General features: G+C 68.8%; 14 protein-coding genes. 6 read left to right on the plus strand and 8 right to left on the minus strand.

Annotated elements, in window-relative coordinates; translation table 11 throughout:
• Positions 1 to 29: 29 nt before the first annotated feature.
• Genes ACIHAO_RS30965 through ACIHAO_RS30980 form a run of 4 tightly spaced genes read right to left on the minus strand, consistent with a single transcriptional unit; the run spans position 30 to position 3,887 of the window.
• On the minus strand, positions 30 to 1,091 hold the full coding sequence (locus ACIHAO_RS30965) for an ABC transporter permease (protein WP_396563768.1): 1,062 nt from the start codon (positions 1,089 to 1,091) through the stop codon (positions 30 to 32).
• Positions 1,088 to 1,852 (minus strand): ATP-binding cassette domain-containing protein, encoded by a 765-nt coding sequence (locus ACIHAO_RS30970; protein ID WP_125786857.1) that lies wholly within the window; start codon positions 1,850 to 1,852, stop codon positions 1,088 to 1,090. The genes ACIHAO_RS30965 and ACIHAO_RS30970 overlap by 4 nt, the downstream gene beginning before the upstream one ends.
• Positions 1,849 to 2,904, minus strand: a complete 1,056-nt coding sequence (locus ACIHAO_RS30975; protein ID WP_396563770.1) for a class I mannose-6-phosphate isomerase — start codon at positions 2,902 to 2,904, stop codon at positions 1,849 to 1,851. Before ACIHAO_RS30975 ends, ACIHAO_RS30970 begins: the two co-directional genes overlap by 4 nt.
• Positions 2,901 to 3,887 carry a LacI family DNA-binding transcriptional regulator gene (locus tag ACIHAO_RS30980; protein WP_125673576.1) on the minus strand — a complete coding sequence of 329 codons (987 nt, stop codon included), beginning with the start codon at positions 3,885 to 3,887 and terminating at the stop codon, positions 2,901 to 2,903. Before ACIHAO_RS30980 ends, ACIHAO_RS30975 begins: the two co-directional genes overlap by 4 nt.
• Positions 3,888 to 4,191: 304 nt before the next feature.
• Here ACIHAO_RS30980 and ACIHAO_RS30985 point away from each other — a divergent pair, with 304 nt between their 5' ends.
• On the plus strand, positions 4,192 to 6,546 hold the full coding sequence (locus ACIHAO_RS30985; protein ID WP_396563773.1) for a GH92 family glycosyl hydrolase: 2,355 nt from the start codon (positions 4,192 to 4,194) through the stop codon (positions 6,544 to 6,546).
• A gap of 203 nt (positions 6,547 to 6,749) precedes the next feature.
• Positions 6,750 to 7,115 carry a DUF3817 domain-containing protein gene (locus ACIHAO_RS30990; protein ID WP_125792382.1) on the plus strand — a complete coding sequence of 122 codons (366 nt, stop codon included), beginning with the start codon at positions 6,750 to 6,752 and terminating at the stop codon, positions 7,113 to 7,115.
• A gap of 73 nt (positions 7,116 to 7,188) precedes the next feature.
• Here the strand turns inward: ACIHAO_RS30990 and ACIHAO_RS30995 are convergent, their stop codons facing one another.
• Complete coding sequence (locus ACIHAO_RS30995; RefSeq protein WP_037341773.1) at positions 7,189 to 7,689, minus strand: MarR family winged helix-turn-helix transcriptional regulator; 501 nt, start codon at positions 7,687 to 7,689, stop codon at positions 7,189 to 7,191.
• Between the two features lie 87 nt (positions 7,690 to 7,776).
• Between ACIHAO_RS30995 and ACIHAO_RS31000 the strand changes: the two genes are divergently transcribed.
• Entirely contained in the window at positions 7,777 to 8,076 is a 300-nt protein-coding gene (locus tag ACIHAO_RS31000; protein WP_005167823.1) for a thiamine-binding protein, read from the plus strand.
• A gap of 1 nt (position 8,077) precedes the next feature.
• Here ACIHAO_RS31000 and ACIHAO_RS31005 read toward each other — a convergent pair whose 3' ends face one another.
• Positions 8,078 to 8,494, minus strand: a complete 417-nt coding sequence (locus ACIHAO_RS31005) for a hypothetical protein (RefSeq protein ID WP_396563776.1) — start codon at positions 8,492 to 8,494, stop codon at positions 8,078 to 8,080.
• A gap of 97 nt (positions 8,495 to 8,591) precedes the next feature.
• On the opposite strand from ACIHAO_RS31005, the gene ACIHAO_RS31010 reads away from it, so the two are divergent.
• Positions 8,592 to 9,563, plus strand: a complete 972-nt coding sequence (locus ACIHAO_RS31010) for a tetratricopeptide repeat protein (RefSeq protein ID WP_396563778.1) — start codon at positions 8,592 to 8,594, stop codon at positions 9,561 to 9,563.
• A 209-nt stretch (positions 9,564 to 9,772) separates the two neighbouring features.
• Here ACIHAO_RS31010 and ACIHAO_RS31015 read toward each other — a convergent pair whose 3' ends face one another.
• Positions 9,773 to 11,242: a neutral zinc metallopeptidase gene (locus tag ACIHAO_RS31015; protein ID WP_396563780.1), complete on the minus strand. Its 1,470-nt coding sequence runs from the start codon at positions 11,240 to 11,242 to the stop codon at positions 9,773 to 9,775.
• A gap of 138 nt (positions 11,243 to 11,380) precedes the next feature.
• Here ACIHAO_RS31015 and glgP point away from each other — a divergent pair, with 138 nt between their 5' ends.
• Both glgP and ACIHAO_RS31025 read left to right on the plus strand, forming a co-directional pair.
• Positions 11,381 to 13,921, plus strand: coding sequence for an alpha-glucan family phosphorylase (gene glgP / locus ACIHAO_RS31020; RefSeq protein WP_396563782.1), 2,541 nt, complete (start codon positions 11,381 to 11,383; stop codon positions 13,919 to 13,921).
• Between the two features lie 115 nt (positions 13,922 to 14,036).
• A complete protein-coding gene (locus ACIHAO_RS31025) occupies positions 14,037 to 14,870 on the plus strand; it encodes a hypothetical protein (protein ID WP_396563784.1) in 834 nt (277 codons plus the stop codon).
• Here the strand turns inward: ACIHAO_RS31025 and ACIHAO_RS31030 are convergent.
• Entirely contained in the window at positions 14,867 to 15,262 is a 396-nt protein-coding gene (locus ACIHAO_RS31030) for a rhodanese-like domain-containing protein (RefSeq protein ID WP_396563786.1), read from the minus strand. The genes ACIHAO_RS31025 and ACIHAO_RS31030 overlap by 4 nt on opposite strands.
• Positions 15,263 to 15,268: the final 6 nt, after the last annotated feature.

The following is a 15,268-nucleotide window of genomic DNA, read 5'->3' on the forward strand; positions in this document are numbered from 1 at the left end:
GGGGGATAGCACCTCTTTGTGCGTAGGGATCAGCGAGAGTTGCGGCGACGACGGCGCCGCTGGTCGAACCAGACCGCGGCGATCAGCACCGCGCCGACCGCGATCATCTGCCAGAAGTCCTGGACCTGCGTGATGTTGAAGCCCTTCTTGAGCACGGCCGGGATGAACACGCCGATCACCGTGCCCAGCACCGAACCGACGCCGCCGAAGAGGCTCGTGCCGCCCATCACCGTGGCGGCGATGGCGTTGAGGTTGTCGGTGGTGTGCGCCGAAATGGTCGTCGACGCGTAGTACGCCAGCGACAGGAAACCGGCGACACCGGCGAGGAAACCGGTGAGCGTGTACACCTTCAGCAGGTGCGCGGTCACCCCGATGCCCGCGCGGCGCGCGCCCTCGGCGTTGGAGCCGACGGCGTAGGTGTAGCGGCCGAATTTGGTGGTGTGCAACAGCCAGGCGCCGATCAGCGTGATCACCACGGCCACCAGAACCAGATTCGGCACGCCACCGAACGACGTTCCGTAGCCGAGCGTCTTGTTGAGCTCGGTCGGCACGCTGCGCACGTCGGACCCGTTGTTCAGCAGGTACGCGGCGCCGAGCGCGGCACCCATCGTGCCGAGCGTGACGATCAGCGGCGGGATGTTGGCCACCGCGATCAGGAAACCGTTGATGAGCCCCCAGATCGTGCCCGCGACGACAGCCGCCACGAGCCCGGCGGTGATGACGCCCCACCCGGCTTTCGTCGCGTCACCGTCCGGGCTCAGCGCCTCCATCGTCTTGCCCGCCACCATGCCCGCGAAGATCAGCACCGAACCGACCGACAGGTCGATGCCGGAGGTGATGATCACGAACGTCATGCCGACCGAGAGCACCAGCAGCACCGACGTCTCGATGAGCAGCGTCTGGAAGGTGAACAGCGTCGCGAACTCGGCGGGCGCGATGGCGGTGAACACGATGATCAGCGCCAGCAGCACCAGCGCGATCCAGAACGTGTTCGCCCCGATCAGCCGCTGTCCCAGCGAACGCTTGCCGAAGCCACCGTCCACCGAGGTCTGGATTTCTGGGTCGTTCTTCGCCGGAGTGGACACGGTCATGCCGCCTCCTCTTGTACGAGGGCGCCCGTCATCGCGGCGACCAGGTCTTCCAGTTTCGTGTCGGAGCCGGTGAACCGGGCGACGCGCTTGCCGAGCCGCAGCACCTCGACGCGGTCGGCCACCGACAGCACCTCGGGCATGTTGTGGCTGATCAGCACGACGGCGATGCCCTTGTCCCGCACCTTCTTGATCACGTCGAGCACGCGTTCGCGCTGCACGACGCCGAGCGCGGCCGTCGGCTCGTCCATGAACACGACCTTCGAGGCCCAGACGACCGACCGGGCGACGGCGACGCTTTGCCGCTGCCCGCCCGAAAGCGAGCCGATCGGGACGTCGGTGCTCTGCAGGGTCACGCCGAGCCGCTGGAACTCCTCCACGGCTTGACGCTTCATCTCGGCCTTGTCCAGCATGCCGAGCTTGCCGAGGATCCCCTTGCGGTGGATCTCCCTGCCGAGGAACAGATTCGCGGCGGGGTCGAGTTCCGGTGCGACCGCGAGGTCCTGGTACACCGTCTCGATCCCCATCCGCCGCGCCGTGGTGGGGGATTCGAGCACCACCTCGGATCCGTCGAGCAGGATCTTGCCCGACGTCGGCTGTTCCGCGCCGGACAGGCATTTGACCAAAGTGGACTTCCCGGCGCCGTTGTCGCCGATCAGCGCGGTGACCTCACCGGCCCGCGCCTGGAACGAAGCGCCGCGCAGCGCCTCCACCGAGCCGTAGCGTTTGACCAGGTTCTGTGCGTCGAGCAGGAGTTCGCTCACGATCGCTCCCTCTTCTCGGGGGCGGGCGGACGGCAGCGGATGATCGTGACATCACCCTCTACAGTGGATTGCCCGGCGTCGTGCGGGACCACGTAGGTCTCGCCCTTGCGCAGGGCGTACTCGCCGCCGTGTTCGGTGCGGAGCGTGCCCGAACCGTCCATGACGACCAGCACCGCGAACGACGGATCGAGTGACAACGTTGTCGACCTACCGGAAACGGCGGGACGGAGCTGGTCGGCACGGAAGAACGCGTCACTGCCGTCGGCGAGGAGGTCCACAGTGGACGCTTCGTCGGCCGCGGTGCGCTTGACGATCGAGCCGAGCCGTTCTTCGTCCCAGCCCGAGGTGTCCAGGGTTTCGATGGCGGTCTCGAAGCCGATCCCGAGGTGTGCCTTCTCTGGGTTCGCCAGGAAGTCCCGCCATTCCAGGGTCAGCGAGAAGTCGGTCGGCTGCTGGAGCTCGACGACGAACACGCCTTCGCCGATCGCGTGCGGCAGGCCCGCCGGGATGTACACCGTGTCGCCGGGGGTGACCGCGACACTGTTCAGCGCTTCGAGCATGGCGGGCGCGTCCTGGCTGCGGGCCCATTCGTTGACCGTCGCCTTGTCGACGGTCTCCTTGAATCCCGGGTAGACGCGCGGGTCGTCGCCGTAGGTGCCGACCACGATCCACGCTTCGGTCTTGCCGAAGTGCGAGTCGAAGTGCCGCTTCGCGAACGAGTCCGACGGGTGAAAGTGCACCGGCAGGCGCTGGCCCGCGTCGAGCAGCTTCACCAGCAGGCCGGTCGAATCGCCGAGCGCCTCGACGTGTTTGGCGCCGAGCCACGCGGACGGGTTCTCGCGGACGGCGTCGCGCAGCCACACCCCGCTGGGCAGCTTGGTCAGGCCGTTGGTCTCCTGGCCGAACATCGTGGTGGCCGAGCCGACCCAGTCTTCGGGTCCGAATTTGGACTCCGACGGGGCGCCCCGCAACGCGGCGATGGCGTCGCCGCCGCGGTAGAACTGCGGCGGCTGGTTCGCCGGCAGGCGGATCGGTTCGAGGTGGCCGCTCATGAAGGGGCGACCTCCCCGGAACCGCGGGCTACGAGATGCACGGGCAGGACTACCTTTCTCGGTGCGGATTGATCTCCCTGGACCCTGGCGAACAGCAGTTCCGCGGCCGCCCGGCCCAGCGCGCTCACGTCGTGCGCGATCACGGAGACCGGCGGATCCAGCAGATCCGCCAGTTCGAAGTCGTCGAAGCTGATCATCGCGGGACGCCGCTCCGCGTGCGCCAGCGCGCGCAGCAGATGGACGGCGACCCGGTTGTTGCCCGCGATCACCGCGGTGGCCGGATTCGGCCCGGTGAGCAGCCGTCGCACGGCGTCGCCGACGCTCTCGGCGGTCGGCGTCCGCATCACGACGAGGTGCTCGTCGAAGGGGATCCCGTTGCGGACACAGCCTTCGCGGAAGCCGCGCAGGCGTTCTCCCGCGGTGAAGATGTCCGGGCTGTCGGCGAGGAACGCGATCCGGCGGTGGCCGTGTTTCGCGAGGTGGGCGACCGCTTCGACGGTGCCGCCGATGTTGTCGACCAGCACCGTGTCGGCCACGATGTCGCCGGCGGGCCGGTCGAGGAACACCACGGGCGTGCCCGCGCGCATCTCGGGGACCAGGTAGCCGTGCTGCATCCCGGCCGGGACGACGAGGATGCCGTCGACGCGACGGGAGCAGAACTCCAGGACGAGTTCGCGTTCGCGGTCGGAGTTCTCCTCCGACGAACCGGTCAGCACCTGGCGGCCGAACGAGGTCGCGATCCGTTCGACGGCCCGGTTGAGCTCGGAGTAGAAGGGGTTTCCGACGTCCTCGACGATCAGACCGATCGTCCCGGTCGTCGAGCCGCGCCGCAGGTTCCGCGCACCGAGGTTGCGCCGGAACCCGAGCTGCTCGATCGCCGCCATGACGCGCTCCGCGGTGTCCGGATGGACGGCGGGCTCGTCGTTCACTACCCGCGAGACGGTCTTGATGCTCACGCCCGCGAGGCGGGCCACGTCACTCATCGTGGCCCGTCGGCCGGTGGTGCGGTGGCCGCTGTCCGGTCCGCTGGAAGACAACGTTGTCATAGTGGCCGGAATTGAACGCCAGCGACGCGATGATGTCAATGCCCGATTCGCGTCACCCCGGTTTTCCGAGGTCGAACCGTTACGAGTCGGGTGCCGACAGGTCGCTGTCCGGAATCGGACAGGGTTTGGCGGACCTCTTGACCAACCGGTCCGTTCTTGTCGAAGGTGGGCAGGCAGCGACAACGTTGTCAGGAGGCGGCCTTTCCCATGCCTGCACGCACTTCGACCCCGCGTCGCCGGGTTGCTCACCGCGCTCGTCGTTCCCGCCGGGCTGGTCACGCCCGTCGCGGCGGCGGCACCCGGTGGCGACCCCGTGGACGCGGTCAACACCTTCATCGGCACCAAGGACGACGGCAACACCTTCCCCGGCGCCTCGGCCCCTTTCGGGATGACGCAGGTCAGCCCGATCTCGTCGCATTACGCCGGCTACCGTTACGACGACACCGCGATCCGCGGCTTCGGGCATTTCTTCCTGTCCGGCGCGGGCTGCTGGGAGCAGGGCGGCCTCGTGTCGTCGCTGCCCACCGCCGGCGCCGTCGGCCCGGGCGCGGCGTTCGACACCGCCAAGCCCGAGACGTTCGACCACAAGAAGTACGCCTCGCCGTACACGCACGAGGGCGAGGTCGGGAAACCCGGCTACTACAAGGTGCGGCTCACCGGCTACGGCGGCGTCGACGCGGAGACCACCGCGACCACGCGGACCGGTGTCGAGCGGTACACCTTCGCGAAATCGGGTGACGCAAACGTTTTCGTCAACGTCGGGCAAGCCAACGACAAGGAACCCGTGACGGCGAGCCAGATCCGCGTCGTCGGGGACCGGACGGTCGAAGGCATGGTGGAGTCGCAGGCTTTCTGCGGCGGCAAACCGTACAAGACCTGGTTCACCACGACGTTCGACAAGCCGTTCAAGTCGTTCGGCACCTGGTCGCCGACGGGTGGTACGCCGGGCTCGAAGGAGTCCGCGGGCGGTGAGGGCCTTCGTGGCGCTTGGCTGACCTTCGGCGTCGGACAGGTCACCGCGACGACGGCGATCTCCCATGTGGACGCTTCCGGCGCCCGGCTCAACCTGGCGGCCGAGAAGGGCCGCTCGTTCGACGCGGTCCGCGACGGCGCACAGCGCGCCTGGCGCAAGGAACTGTCCTCAGTGGACATCAAGGGCGCGTCGAAGGACGACCGCACGGTGTTCTACACCTCGCTCTACCACGCGCTGCTCCAGCCGCTGACCGGCAACGACGCCGACGGCCGCTACCGCGGTTTCGACGACAAGATCCACCGCGCGCTGGGCTGGACCTATTACGAGTTCTTCTCGTTGTGGGACACCTATCGCACGCAGAACCAGCTGCTCGCCCTCTTGCGACCGGCTCGGGCGAAGGACGTCGCGAAGTCCGTGCTCGCCATCCACGACCAGGGCGGCTGGCTGCCGCGCTGGGCGTACGCGAACCAGGAGACGAACACGATGACCGGCGATCCGGTCACCCCGTTCCTGGTCGACCTGTGGCGGTTCGGCGCGCTGTCCGGACAGGAACTCAAGGCGTACCAGGCGCTTCTGCGAAACTCGCGGGAGATCCCGCCCGCGTCCTCGCCGTTCCAGGGCCGCTCGGGGAACGCGAGCTACCAGAAGGACGGATTCGTCCAATACGACAAGGACTTCCCGAAGAAGGGGCAGGACACCGATCCGAACCACGGCGCTTCGGCCACGTTGGAATACGCGCTCGCGGACTGCTCACTGTCCATCATGGCCGCCGGGCTCGGCAAGAAGGACGACGCGAAGGCCTTGGCGGACAAGGGACGCGGCTATCGCACGCTGTGGGATTCCTCGGTGACCGACCGCGGCTTCACCGGCTTCTACCGGCCCAAGCTCGAAGGCGGCGAATGGTTCAGCCCGGCGGGCAAGCCGTTCGATCCGCAGAGCCAGGACGGGTTCCACGAGGGCACGTCGTGGCAGTACCAGTGGCTGACCCAGCAGGACGTTCCCGGGCTGGTCGAACGCATGGGCGGCAAGGAGAACGTCGGCAAGCGGCTCGACGACTTCTTCGCATACGGGGATCTGGTCAAGGACCCGGCGAAAACCGTGCGCGAGGAATGGGTCGTCGGTCCGTACAACTACTACAACCAGTTCCGCTACAACCCGAACAACGAGCCCGACCTCCACTCGCCGTGGATGTACACGCTGACCGGGCAGCCGTGGAAGACCTCGGCCGTGGTGCGCGCGGCGCACACGCTGTTCACCGACGCGCCGAACGGTGTCACCGGCAACGACGACCTCGGGACCATGTCCGCGTGGTACGTCTTCAGCGCGCTGGGGCTGTACCCGGCGGTGCCGGGCACCGGGCAGTTCGTGCTCAACGCGCCGCGGTTCGAGAAGTCGGTGGTGCATCTGGAGAACGGCCGTGACATCACGATCAAGGCCCACGGCGCCGACGCGTCGAAGCTCCAGTACGTCCAAGGAATGGGATCCGGCTCGCAGAAGGCCTACGTCGGCTTGGAACAGTTGACGCGGGGGACCACTTTGGACTTCAAGCTCACGGACAACGCCGCCGAGGCGACGTGGGCGACAGGGCCCGAAGGGGCGCCGAAATCACCCTGCGCCGGGTGACCCGAGTGGTTTAGACCGGTTCGTTCCGGGGGTCGTGAGGAGCATCACGGCCCCCGGTGTTCCGGTGAGGGCCGTCACGCCTCACACTGGTATTACCACGTCCGACAGCGCTGTTGACGTTCTTGGCGAGTCCGCCTTGGACAGTGCTCGTCGGACGTAGTCATGTGCACACACGTAGTGGTGAGACCCCACAGGAGGAGAAAGTGTCCAGCAAGGCCGCTCTAGTATTCCGCGTGGCCGCGGTAGCCGAAGCCCTCTCCTGGGCCGGGCTGCTGGTCGGGATGTTCCTCAAGTACGCCGTCAAGCTCGGCGAGGGCGGCGTTCCCGTCCTCGGCATGGTGCACGGCGTCGTGTTCGTCCTCTACGTGCTGGTCTCCCTGTCCGTGGCGAAGCCGCTCGGCTGGCGCCCGAAGACCCTGATCCTCGCGCTGCTCTCCAGCATCCCGCCGCTGTTCACGTGGCTGTTCGAGTCCTGGGCGCTGCGCAACGGCAAGCTCGACGGCCCGCAGCGGCTCACGCACGGTGGTGTCGGCCTGTTCGACCGCACTCCGGAAACCGCCGCCGTCTGATCTTCGGCAAGTACATGAAGGGTCCCTTCATTGCGTCTAGCGCAATGAAGGGGCCCTTCATGTACTTGCGGGTTTATTCGGTGAAGTCGCCGGTGGCCTTGCGGACCTTGGTGAGCAGGTCGGTCAGCTGCTCGGTCTGCTTGCCGGTGAGCCCGGTCAGCCCGAAGTCGATTTCGGTGACCGCCTTCGTGGCCTCTTCGCGCCGTGCGCGGCCTTCGTCGGTGATCTCGACCAGCGTGGTCCGGCGGTCGGTCGGATGCGGCACACGCTTGACCAGGCCGTCCTTCTCGAGCCTGTCGACGATGTTGGTGACACTCGTCGGATGCAGCTGGAGCCGCTCGCCCATCACCCGCATCGGCAGGTGCGACGCGCGGGCGAAGGTCAGCAGGACCAGCGCCTCGTACCGGGCGAAGGTCAGCCCGTGCGGTTTGAGCGCACCGTCCACCGCGGACTGGATGATCTGTTGCACGCGCATGATCCCGGTCACCGCGGCCATGGTTTCGGACGGCCCGATACGGGCCTCCCACAGCTGCGCCGCGCGGGCGATCGGGTCGAACGGCAACGGACGGCTCATGGCGGTCGAAGTTACCAGCGGGTACCCGTGCCACGCCGCACGACCGGGTGTTATGCGTGGGAAAAGTGTCTGAACGAGGAGCAGAAGATGATCGTGGCCTTCAGTGTCAGCCCGTCCGCGGCCGAGGAAGACGGCGGGGTCAGCGAGGCCGTCGCCCGCGCGGTGAAAGTGGTGCGCGAGTCCGGCCTGCCGAATTCGACCAACGCCATGTTCACCAACATCGAGGGCTCGTGGGACGAAGTGATGGACGTCGTCAAACGCGCCGTCGAGGCCGCGGGCGAGGGCTCGTCACGGGTCGGGCTGGTACTCAAGGCCGACATCCGGCCGGGTTACGAAGGCCAGCTGACCGCGAAGGTGGAACGCGTCGAGAAGCACCTGAGCGAGTAGGTCAGGGGAGCGGCGGGGTGAAGGACACCAGCCACAGCTCGCCCTTGACCGCGATGGCCACCGCGTAACCGAACGCGCTGCCGTCGGCCAGTTTCCCGCTGACGGTCGCCGAAGTCGGCGCGAGATCGTCCGGCGCGAACTTCACCGTGACGTCATGGGCGCCGCGGCCGGCCAGCGCGTCGATATAGGACTTCGCGAAGTCGCCCGCCGACGCGGGCGGATAGTCGATGAGTTCGGAGAGGGCCTCGACGTCGCGCTCGTTGAGTGCGGCGGTGAGGCCGTCCCGGAGTTGTCGCGGGCTGCCGACGCCGGGGTCGGGTTGATGGGCGATCAGCACCGTGATCACGCTCACCCAGACGATGGCGACGGCGATCGCGACGGCCACCGTCGCGGTCCTGCGGGTCGGAATGTCGATCACCCCCTCGTGGCGAGCCTGCCGGAACGGAACCGTCCTGCCAAGCGGGCAGCCGGGGGCATGCGGTGAAACCCTCGGGGATGCGTGCCAGGATGGAACCGTGACACACCCACGCGGATCAGCATCGAAGACGGCGGCCCTTTCCGCCGCGCTTTCCGGCGCGGTCGACCTTTCCGCGCTCAAGGCGCGTGCCGAAGCGCCGCAGAAACAGCCCCCGGCCCCTCCGCGCCCGGCGGACGGTGCCGCACCCGGCGCCCCCGCCGCGGGTGGCGCCGTGATCGACGTCACCGAAGCGACCTTCCAGTCCGAAGTCGTCGAACGATCCATGCGGCAGCTGGTGGTCGTCGACCTGTGGGCCGAATGGTGCGGCCCCTGCAAACAGCTCAGCCCCGTGCTGGAGCGCCTCGCCGCCGAGTCCGGTGGCGCCTGGGTGCTCGCGAAGGTGGACGTCGACGCGAACCCGCGTATCGCGCAGCTCTTCGGCGCGCAGTCGATCCCGACGGTCATCGCCATCGGCGGCGGCCAGCCGGTCGACGCGTTCTCGGGCGCGCTGCCCGAACCCGAGATCCGCAAGTGGCTCGGTTCGCTGCTCGACGCGCTGCGCGACCGCCTCCCCGGCATCAAGGCCGCCGAGGAGAACGGCGGCGGCGTCGAGGTGCCCGAGGACCCGCGGTTCACCGAGGCCGAAGAGGCCTTCGAACGCGGTGACTTCGAGGCGGCACAGGCGGCCTACGAGCGCATCCTCGACGTCGAGCCCGCGAACGAGGAGGCCAAGACCGCGCTCGCGCAGGTCAAGTTCACCGCCCGCGCCGAGGCCGCCGGCCCGGACGCCATCGCGAAGGCCGACGCGAACCCGGCCGACCTCGACGCCCAGCTCGCCGCCGCCGACCTCGAGGTCGCCGGGCAGCAGCCCGAGGCGGGCTTCGCGAGGCTGATCGCCGTCGTACGGCGCACCGCGGGCGACGAGCGCAACAAGGCGCGCGAACACCTGGTGGCGCTGTTCGACCTGTTCGACTCGGCGGACGAGCGCGTCATGAAGGCGCGACGGGATCTGGCGAGCGCCCTGTACTGAGGTCGGGGTGGTCGGCCAAGTGTCAGGAAGGGTCGTTCAGGACGAAAAGTGTCCTGAACGACCCTTTCCTGACACTCCACGCTCAGGGGCGGGCCGGTCGTGCCCGGCTCGGGATCCGCAACCCCCGAACGACATGAAAGGCCCCTTCATTGCGAAATTTGCAATGAAGGGGCCTTTCATCTCACTTCAGGGGCCCGTGACCGGACCGATCAGCCGTACTGCGTCGAGCACACCGAGGAGCTCTCCAGGTAGCCCTTCCGCAGCGCCTCGACCCGCTCGAAACCGTTGTCCACGCGCTTGCCGTTGACGTCGGCGGAGACCAGGCTCTCCGGGCTCAGCAGATCCGAGATGGCCTCGTCGAGGTCACCGGCGGAGAGCCGCAGCGTCGCGCCGGGCACGGTGCTGGCCTTCGCCCACGCGCCGACCAGGCAGGCGGTGCGCAGTCCCGCGTTCGCGTTGTCGATCGACGCGCCGACACCCTTCTGGATGCCCATCGCGTACCGGGACGCGATTTCCGAGAACGCGGCGAAGTCGCCCTTGCCCTCGCTGTGCCCGCTTTCCCATTCCGCCTGCTGGTCGACCGGCTGGGCGAGTTCACGCAGCTTGGCCATGTCGATGCTGACGGTGTTGTTCGACGGGCAGTACGACGCGGGCGGGGTGCTCGGGCCGCCGGGGCAGCTGCCGTTGCCGTCCTCGGTGATCTCCGGGCCCGGGACACCGGCGCCCTCGAAGGCCTTGTCGAGGCTCTTCTTCAGGATCCCGATGACCTCGGCGTCGAGCTTCTCGTCGCCCTTGCCCTTGTCACCCTTGTCGAACGGGCGCTCGGTGATCCGCGCCTTGATGTTCTCCTCGTTCATCGCCGCGCATTCCTTCGGGCCCTTCTCGAACCCGACCTGGAACGCGTACGTGCGGTCGAACGCCGTGCCGTGCGCGCCCTGTTTGGTCGCGCTGGTGCCCGCCTGGTCGCGGATCAGGAACAGCGACGCCATGACCTGGTTGAGGCCTTCGGAGGTGGAGACGCGGTAGAACTTGCTCTTGTCTTCGGCGACCCAGCGGAAGTAGCCGCCGGCGAAGCAGTCGGCCTGCTGCTCCTTGACGATCGACGGGGTGTTCTTCTTGATGTTGGCCTTCTCGGCGAGCCGGTACTGCACGGCGTGCCCGAGTTCGTGCGCGAGCACGACGGCGCCCGCCATCTTCCCGAACCGTTCGCGCAGCATGGGCAGCAGCACGCCGCGGTCCCACGCCACCAGGTCACCCGGCGGGCAGTAGAACGCGTTGACGAGCTTCTTGACGCTGCCGCATTCGGTCTCTTCGTCGTCGGTCTTCGCGCTGTAGGACAGCAGTGACTTCAGCGGCTCGTACGGCTGGCCGAAGTCACGCGGCATGACCTCGGTCCAGTAGGCCTGCGCGTCGGCGATCGCGGCGATGGCGAGCTGGTCGTCCTCGGAGCCGTCCTCGTTGCGGACCTGCAGATCCGGTTTGGGCGCGCCGGGCTTCAGGCCGCTTTCGAAATGCGTGACCGGCAGGCCGGCGATGTCACCGGCGCCCGGCTGGCTGCCTTCCTTGCCGGTCGAGCTCCCCTTGTCGCTGCAGGCGCTCAGCCCGAGGGCCAGCACCGTCACGACCGCGATCAGAGCCGGGCGTCGATAGCCCCGCGCTCCCCCTTGGATCATGTTCACTCGCTTGTCGTCAGGGCCCCGACCGGGCCGCGTACTCCGGCAAGCAGGGACCCTACCCAGCGCTTATGGCCCGCGTGCAGGTAATCCCCGAAGTGGGTCTTGAGCGGGGCGGGGACCGTGGCGATATGGTCGCTCCTCATGAGAGCAGTCCGCCGGTTCACCGTCCGCGCGAGCCTGCCGGAGTCGCTCTCCGGCCTCGGTGACCTCGCCACGAATCTGCGCTGGACCTGGCATCCGCCCACACGAGACCTGTTCGCGTCGATGGACGCGGAGCTGTTCAACCGCGTCCGCGATCCGCTGCGGATGCTCACCGCGCTGCCACCGGCCCGGCTCGACGAACTCGCCGTCGACGACGCCTTCCTCGCCCACGCGCGCGGGGCGGTCGCCGATCTGGACCGGTACCTCGCCGAGCCGCGCTGGTACCAGAAGCAGGACGACGCCGACCTTCCGCCGGCCGTCGCGTACTTCTCGATGGAGTTCGGCGTCACCGAGGCACTGCCGAACTACTCCGGCGGCCTCGGCGTGCTCGCCGGCGACCACCTCAAGGCGGCTTCGGACCTCGGCGTGCCGATGGTCGGCGTGGGGCTGCTCTACCGCGCCGGGTACTTCCGGCAGGCGCTGTCGCTCGACGGCTGGCAGGTCGAGCACTACCCGGTCATCGACCCCAACGCCTTCCCGCTGGAACTGCTGACCGACGGCGGCAAGCCGGTGCTGGTCGAGGTCGCGATGCCCGCCGGGCGCACACTGCACGCGCAGATCTGGAAGGCCCGCGTCGGCCGGATCCCGCTGCTGCTGCTGGACACCGACACCGAGGCCAACGACGAGGACCTGCGCGCGGTCACCGATCGGCTGTACGGCGGCGACGCCGACCATCGCATCCGGCAGGAGATCCTGGCCGGGATCGGCGGTTTCCGCGCCGTGCGGCGGTACTGCGAGCTGACCGGGCATCCGCAGCCGAAGGTGTTCCACACCAACGAAGGCCACGCCGGTTTCCTCGGGCTCGAACGGGCCCGGGAGATCATCCAGGCCGACGGGCTGGCGTTCGACGAGGCGCTGCCCGCCGTCCGCGCCGGCACCGTGTTCACCACGCACACCCCGGTCAGCGCCGGCATCGACCGGTTCCCCGTCGACCTCGTGCAGCGGTACTTCACCGACGGCAGGCTGGTGCCGGACGTCGACCCGCGCCGTGTCCTCGCGCTCGGCGCGGAGGACAACCCCGGCCTGTTCAACATGGCGCATATGGGACTGCGGCTCGCGCAGCGCGCGAACGGCGTCTCGGCGCTGCACGGCCGGGTGTCGCGGCGGATGTTCTCCCGGCTGTGGCCCGGGTTCGACTTCGACGAGGTGCCCGTCTCCTCGGTCACCAACGGTGTCCACGGGCCGACCTGGGTGGCGCGTGAGCTGAGCGCGCTGCTCGGGCGCAACCACGAGGAGCTGGGCCTCGACGGCGTTCCTGGCAGGCCGCTGCGGGACGGCGTCAGCGACGAGCAGCTGTGGGCGTTGCGTCGTGAGCTGCGCGAGAAGCTGGTCGCCGAGGTGCGGCGCCGGGTGCGGGCCGCGTGGATGCAGCGGGGCGCTTCCGCGCTCGAACTCGGGTGGACCGACACGGTCTTCGACCCGGACGTGCTGACCGTCGGCTTCGCGCGCCGCGTGCCGACGTACAAGCGGCTGACGCTCATGTTGCGCGACCCGGAGCGCCTGCGCGCGCTGCTGCTGGACGAGCGGCGCCCGATCCAGCTCGTCGTCGCGGGCAAATCGCATCCGGCCGACGAGGGCGGCAAGCAGCTGATCCAGCAGATCGTCCGGTTCGTCGACGATCCCGAGGTCCGGCGCCGCATCGTCTTCCTGCCGGACTACGACATGTCCATGGCGCGCTACCTCTACCGCGGCTGCGACGTCTGGCTGAACACGCCGGTACGGCAGCTGGAGGCGTGCGGCACCTCGGGGATGAAGTCCGCGCTCAACGGCGGCCTCAACCTGTCCATCCGCGACGGCTGGTGGGACGAGTGCTACGACGGCAGCAACGGCTGGGCGATCCCGACCGCGGACGGCGTCACCGATCCGCTGCGCCGCGACGAACTGGAGGCCGCGGCGCTCTACGACCTGCTCGGCCACCAGATCGCGCCGTTGTTCTACGACCGTGACGCGGGTGGTGTGCCCGGCGGCTGGCTGTCGATGGTGTGGCACACGCTGGAGACCCTCGGGCCGCGCGTGCAGGCCTCGCGGATGGTGCGGGAGTACGTCGAATCGGGTTATCTGCCCGCTTCACGGATGGTCGCGGAGGCCACGGACGACGGCTATCGCGGCGCGTTGTCGCTGGCCGACTACCGGACCAAACTCGACGTCTCGTGGCCACGGGTGCGGATCTTCGACACCGAACTGCTCGTCGAGGACGCCGCGCCGATGGTCACCGGCACCGAGGTGACCATCCGGGCCCGGATCGACCTCGCCGGCCTCGAACCGTCCGAAGTGGACGTGCAGGCCGTCGTCGGGAAGGTGGGCGACGGGGACGAACTGAGCGATCCCGTCACGGTTCCGATGTCGGGCGACGGGATCGGCGCGTTCGCGGCGCGGCTGAAACTGCCGCATCCGGGCTCGATCGGCTATACCGTTCGCGTGCTGCCGAAACACCGTCTGCTGGCGACGCCGGCGGAACTGGCCAAGGTCGTCCACGCGTAAGCCCTCGTCAAGCCGGTACCGAACAAAAGAAACCGCCGATTCTCGATTTCCGCCGAACAATACGGAGCGGCCCGGTGAAATAGACTTTGCCGGGCCGATCCTGAATGGCGGAGGAATGGTGGCTTCGGCTAAGGAAACGAGAACGTCGCGCAGGGCCAAGGACCGGCTGCACCATATCCACGCCCGCGCCGGGATCCGGCAGGACGAGCTCGGCCGCGCGCTGGGCCCGGAACTGCGGGAGATCTGGGGCATCGCCGAGGACGCCGAGCCCGGCAGGGTGCGCGAGATCGTCCTTCTGCGGCTGAACCGCGTTCTCGAACGGTTCGCCGATCCGCTCATGCCCGAGATCGTCTGGACCGCCTACAACCTCGGCGTGGATCCGGTGGACGGCGGGGCGGGGATGGTCGGCCGGATCAGGACGATGGTCGGCAGCGGCCGCGTCGCGGTCTCCGAGCGGACCTGCACCCGGCGGTTCTACGACTTCCTGGGGAGCGTCAAGAACAGCCTGGACGGTTTCCAGGAAGACCTCACCGGCGAAGACTTCCGGCTCGCTTCACGGTGGATCGCCGGGAACGTCCGGCCGGAACGGGAGCAAGCCGACGGCGGTCTGCGCGACCCCGTCCCCTCGGTCCTGCGGATGTTCCTCGACGGGACGGTGTGCGGCCCGGCCGACGAGGCGGGCGCCCCGGTCCCGGCCCGCCTCGGCGCGCACGGCGACTGGTTCTGCGTCTTCACCGACGAGCGTCTGCTGGCCGAGTACCGCGCGGTCACCGGCGCGGGCTGGTCCCGGATCCGGCACCGGACCGGCCGCGATGTCGTGCTCGCGGCCGCCGGCCGTGACGTGGCGACCGGGGTGCTGGTCAATCCCAGGCCCACGCGATCCGCCGGGATCCACGCCGCGCTCCCGCTCTCCCCGGACTCGATCGCCCGGCTGGCGATCCGCCGTTAGGGAACGGCGGGCGTGCCGCCTTCCCGGATCGGGAGGCCCGCCGAACGCCAGGCACGGAACCCGCCTTCGAGATCGGTGGCGCCCGGCAGGCCGAGCCGCCGCAGATCGGCGGCGGCCAGGCTCGACGAGTACCCCTCGTTGCACACGACGATCACCGTCGAGTCCGGTTTCACCTGCGGCAGCCGCCACTCGCTGTCCGGCGCGAGCCGCCACTCGAGGTGGATGCGCTCGACGACCACCGAGTCCGGGATCTCGCCCTCTTCGGCCCGGTTGACGTGCGGGCGGATGTCCACGATCAGGGCGCCGTCCCGTTGCAGCCGCAGTGCCTGCTCGGGTGCCGCCCGGTCCAGGCCGGACCGGGCGGCGGCCAGCAAGCTGTCGATTGCGCTCATGCCTGC

Origin of the sequence: Amycolatopsis sp. NPDC052450 (assembly GCF_044547565.1) — a bacterium.
Lineage (GTDB): Bacteria > Actinomycetota > Actinomycetes > Mycobacteriales > Pseudonocardiaceae > Amycolatopsis.

Excerpts from the sequence above, each read along its gene's own strand:
- ACIHAO_RS31025 (WP_396563784.1), top strand. The coding sequence starts at position 14,037 with ATGGTGGCTTCGGCTAAGGAAACGAGAACGTCGCGCAGGGCCAAGGAC.
- glgP (WP_396563782.1), top strand. The coding sequence starts at position 11,381 with ATGAGAGCAGTCCGCCGGTTCACCGTCCGCGCGAGCCTGCCGGAGTCG.
- ACIHAO_RS31030 (WP_396563786.1), bottom strand. The coding sequence starts at position 15,262 with ATGAGCGCAATCGACAGCTTGCTGGCCGCCGCCCGGTCCGGCCTGGAC.
- ACIHAO_RS30975 (WP_396563770.1), bottom strand. The coding sequence starts at position 2,904 with ATGAGCGGCCACCTCGAACCGATCCGCCTGCCGGCGAACCAGCCGCCG.
- ACIHAO_RS30965 (WP_396563768.1), bottom strand. The coding sequence starts at position 1,091 with ATGACCGTGTCCACTCCGGCGAAGAACGACCCAGAAATCCAGACCTCG.
- ACIHAO_RS30980 (WP_125673576.1), bottom strand. The coding sequence starts at position 3,887 with ATGAGTGACGTGGCCCGCCTCGCGGGCGTGAGCATCAAGACCGTCTCG.
- ACIHAO_RS30995 (WP_037341773.1), bottom strand. The coding sequence starts at position 7,689 with ATGAGCCGTCCGTTGCCGTTCGACCCGATCGCCCGCGCGGCGCAGCTG.
- ACIHAO_RS31000 (WP_005167823.1), top strand. The coding sequence starts at position 7,777 with ATGATCGTGGCCTTCAGTGTCAGCCCGTCCGCGGCCGAGGAAGACGGC.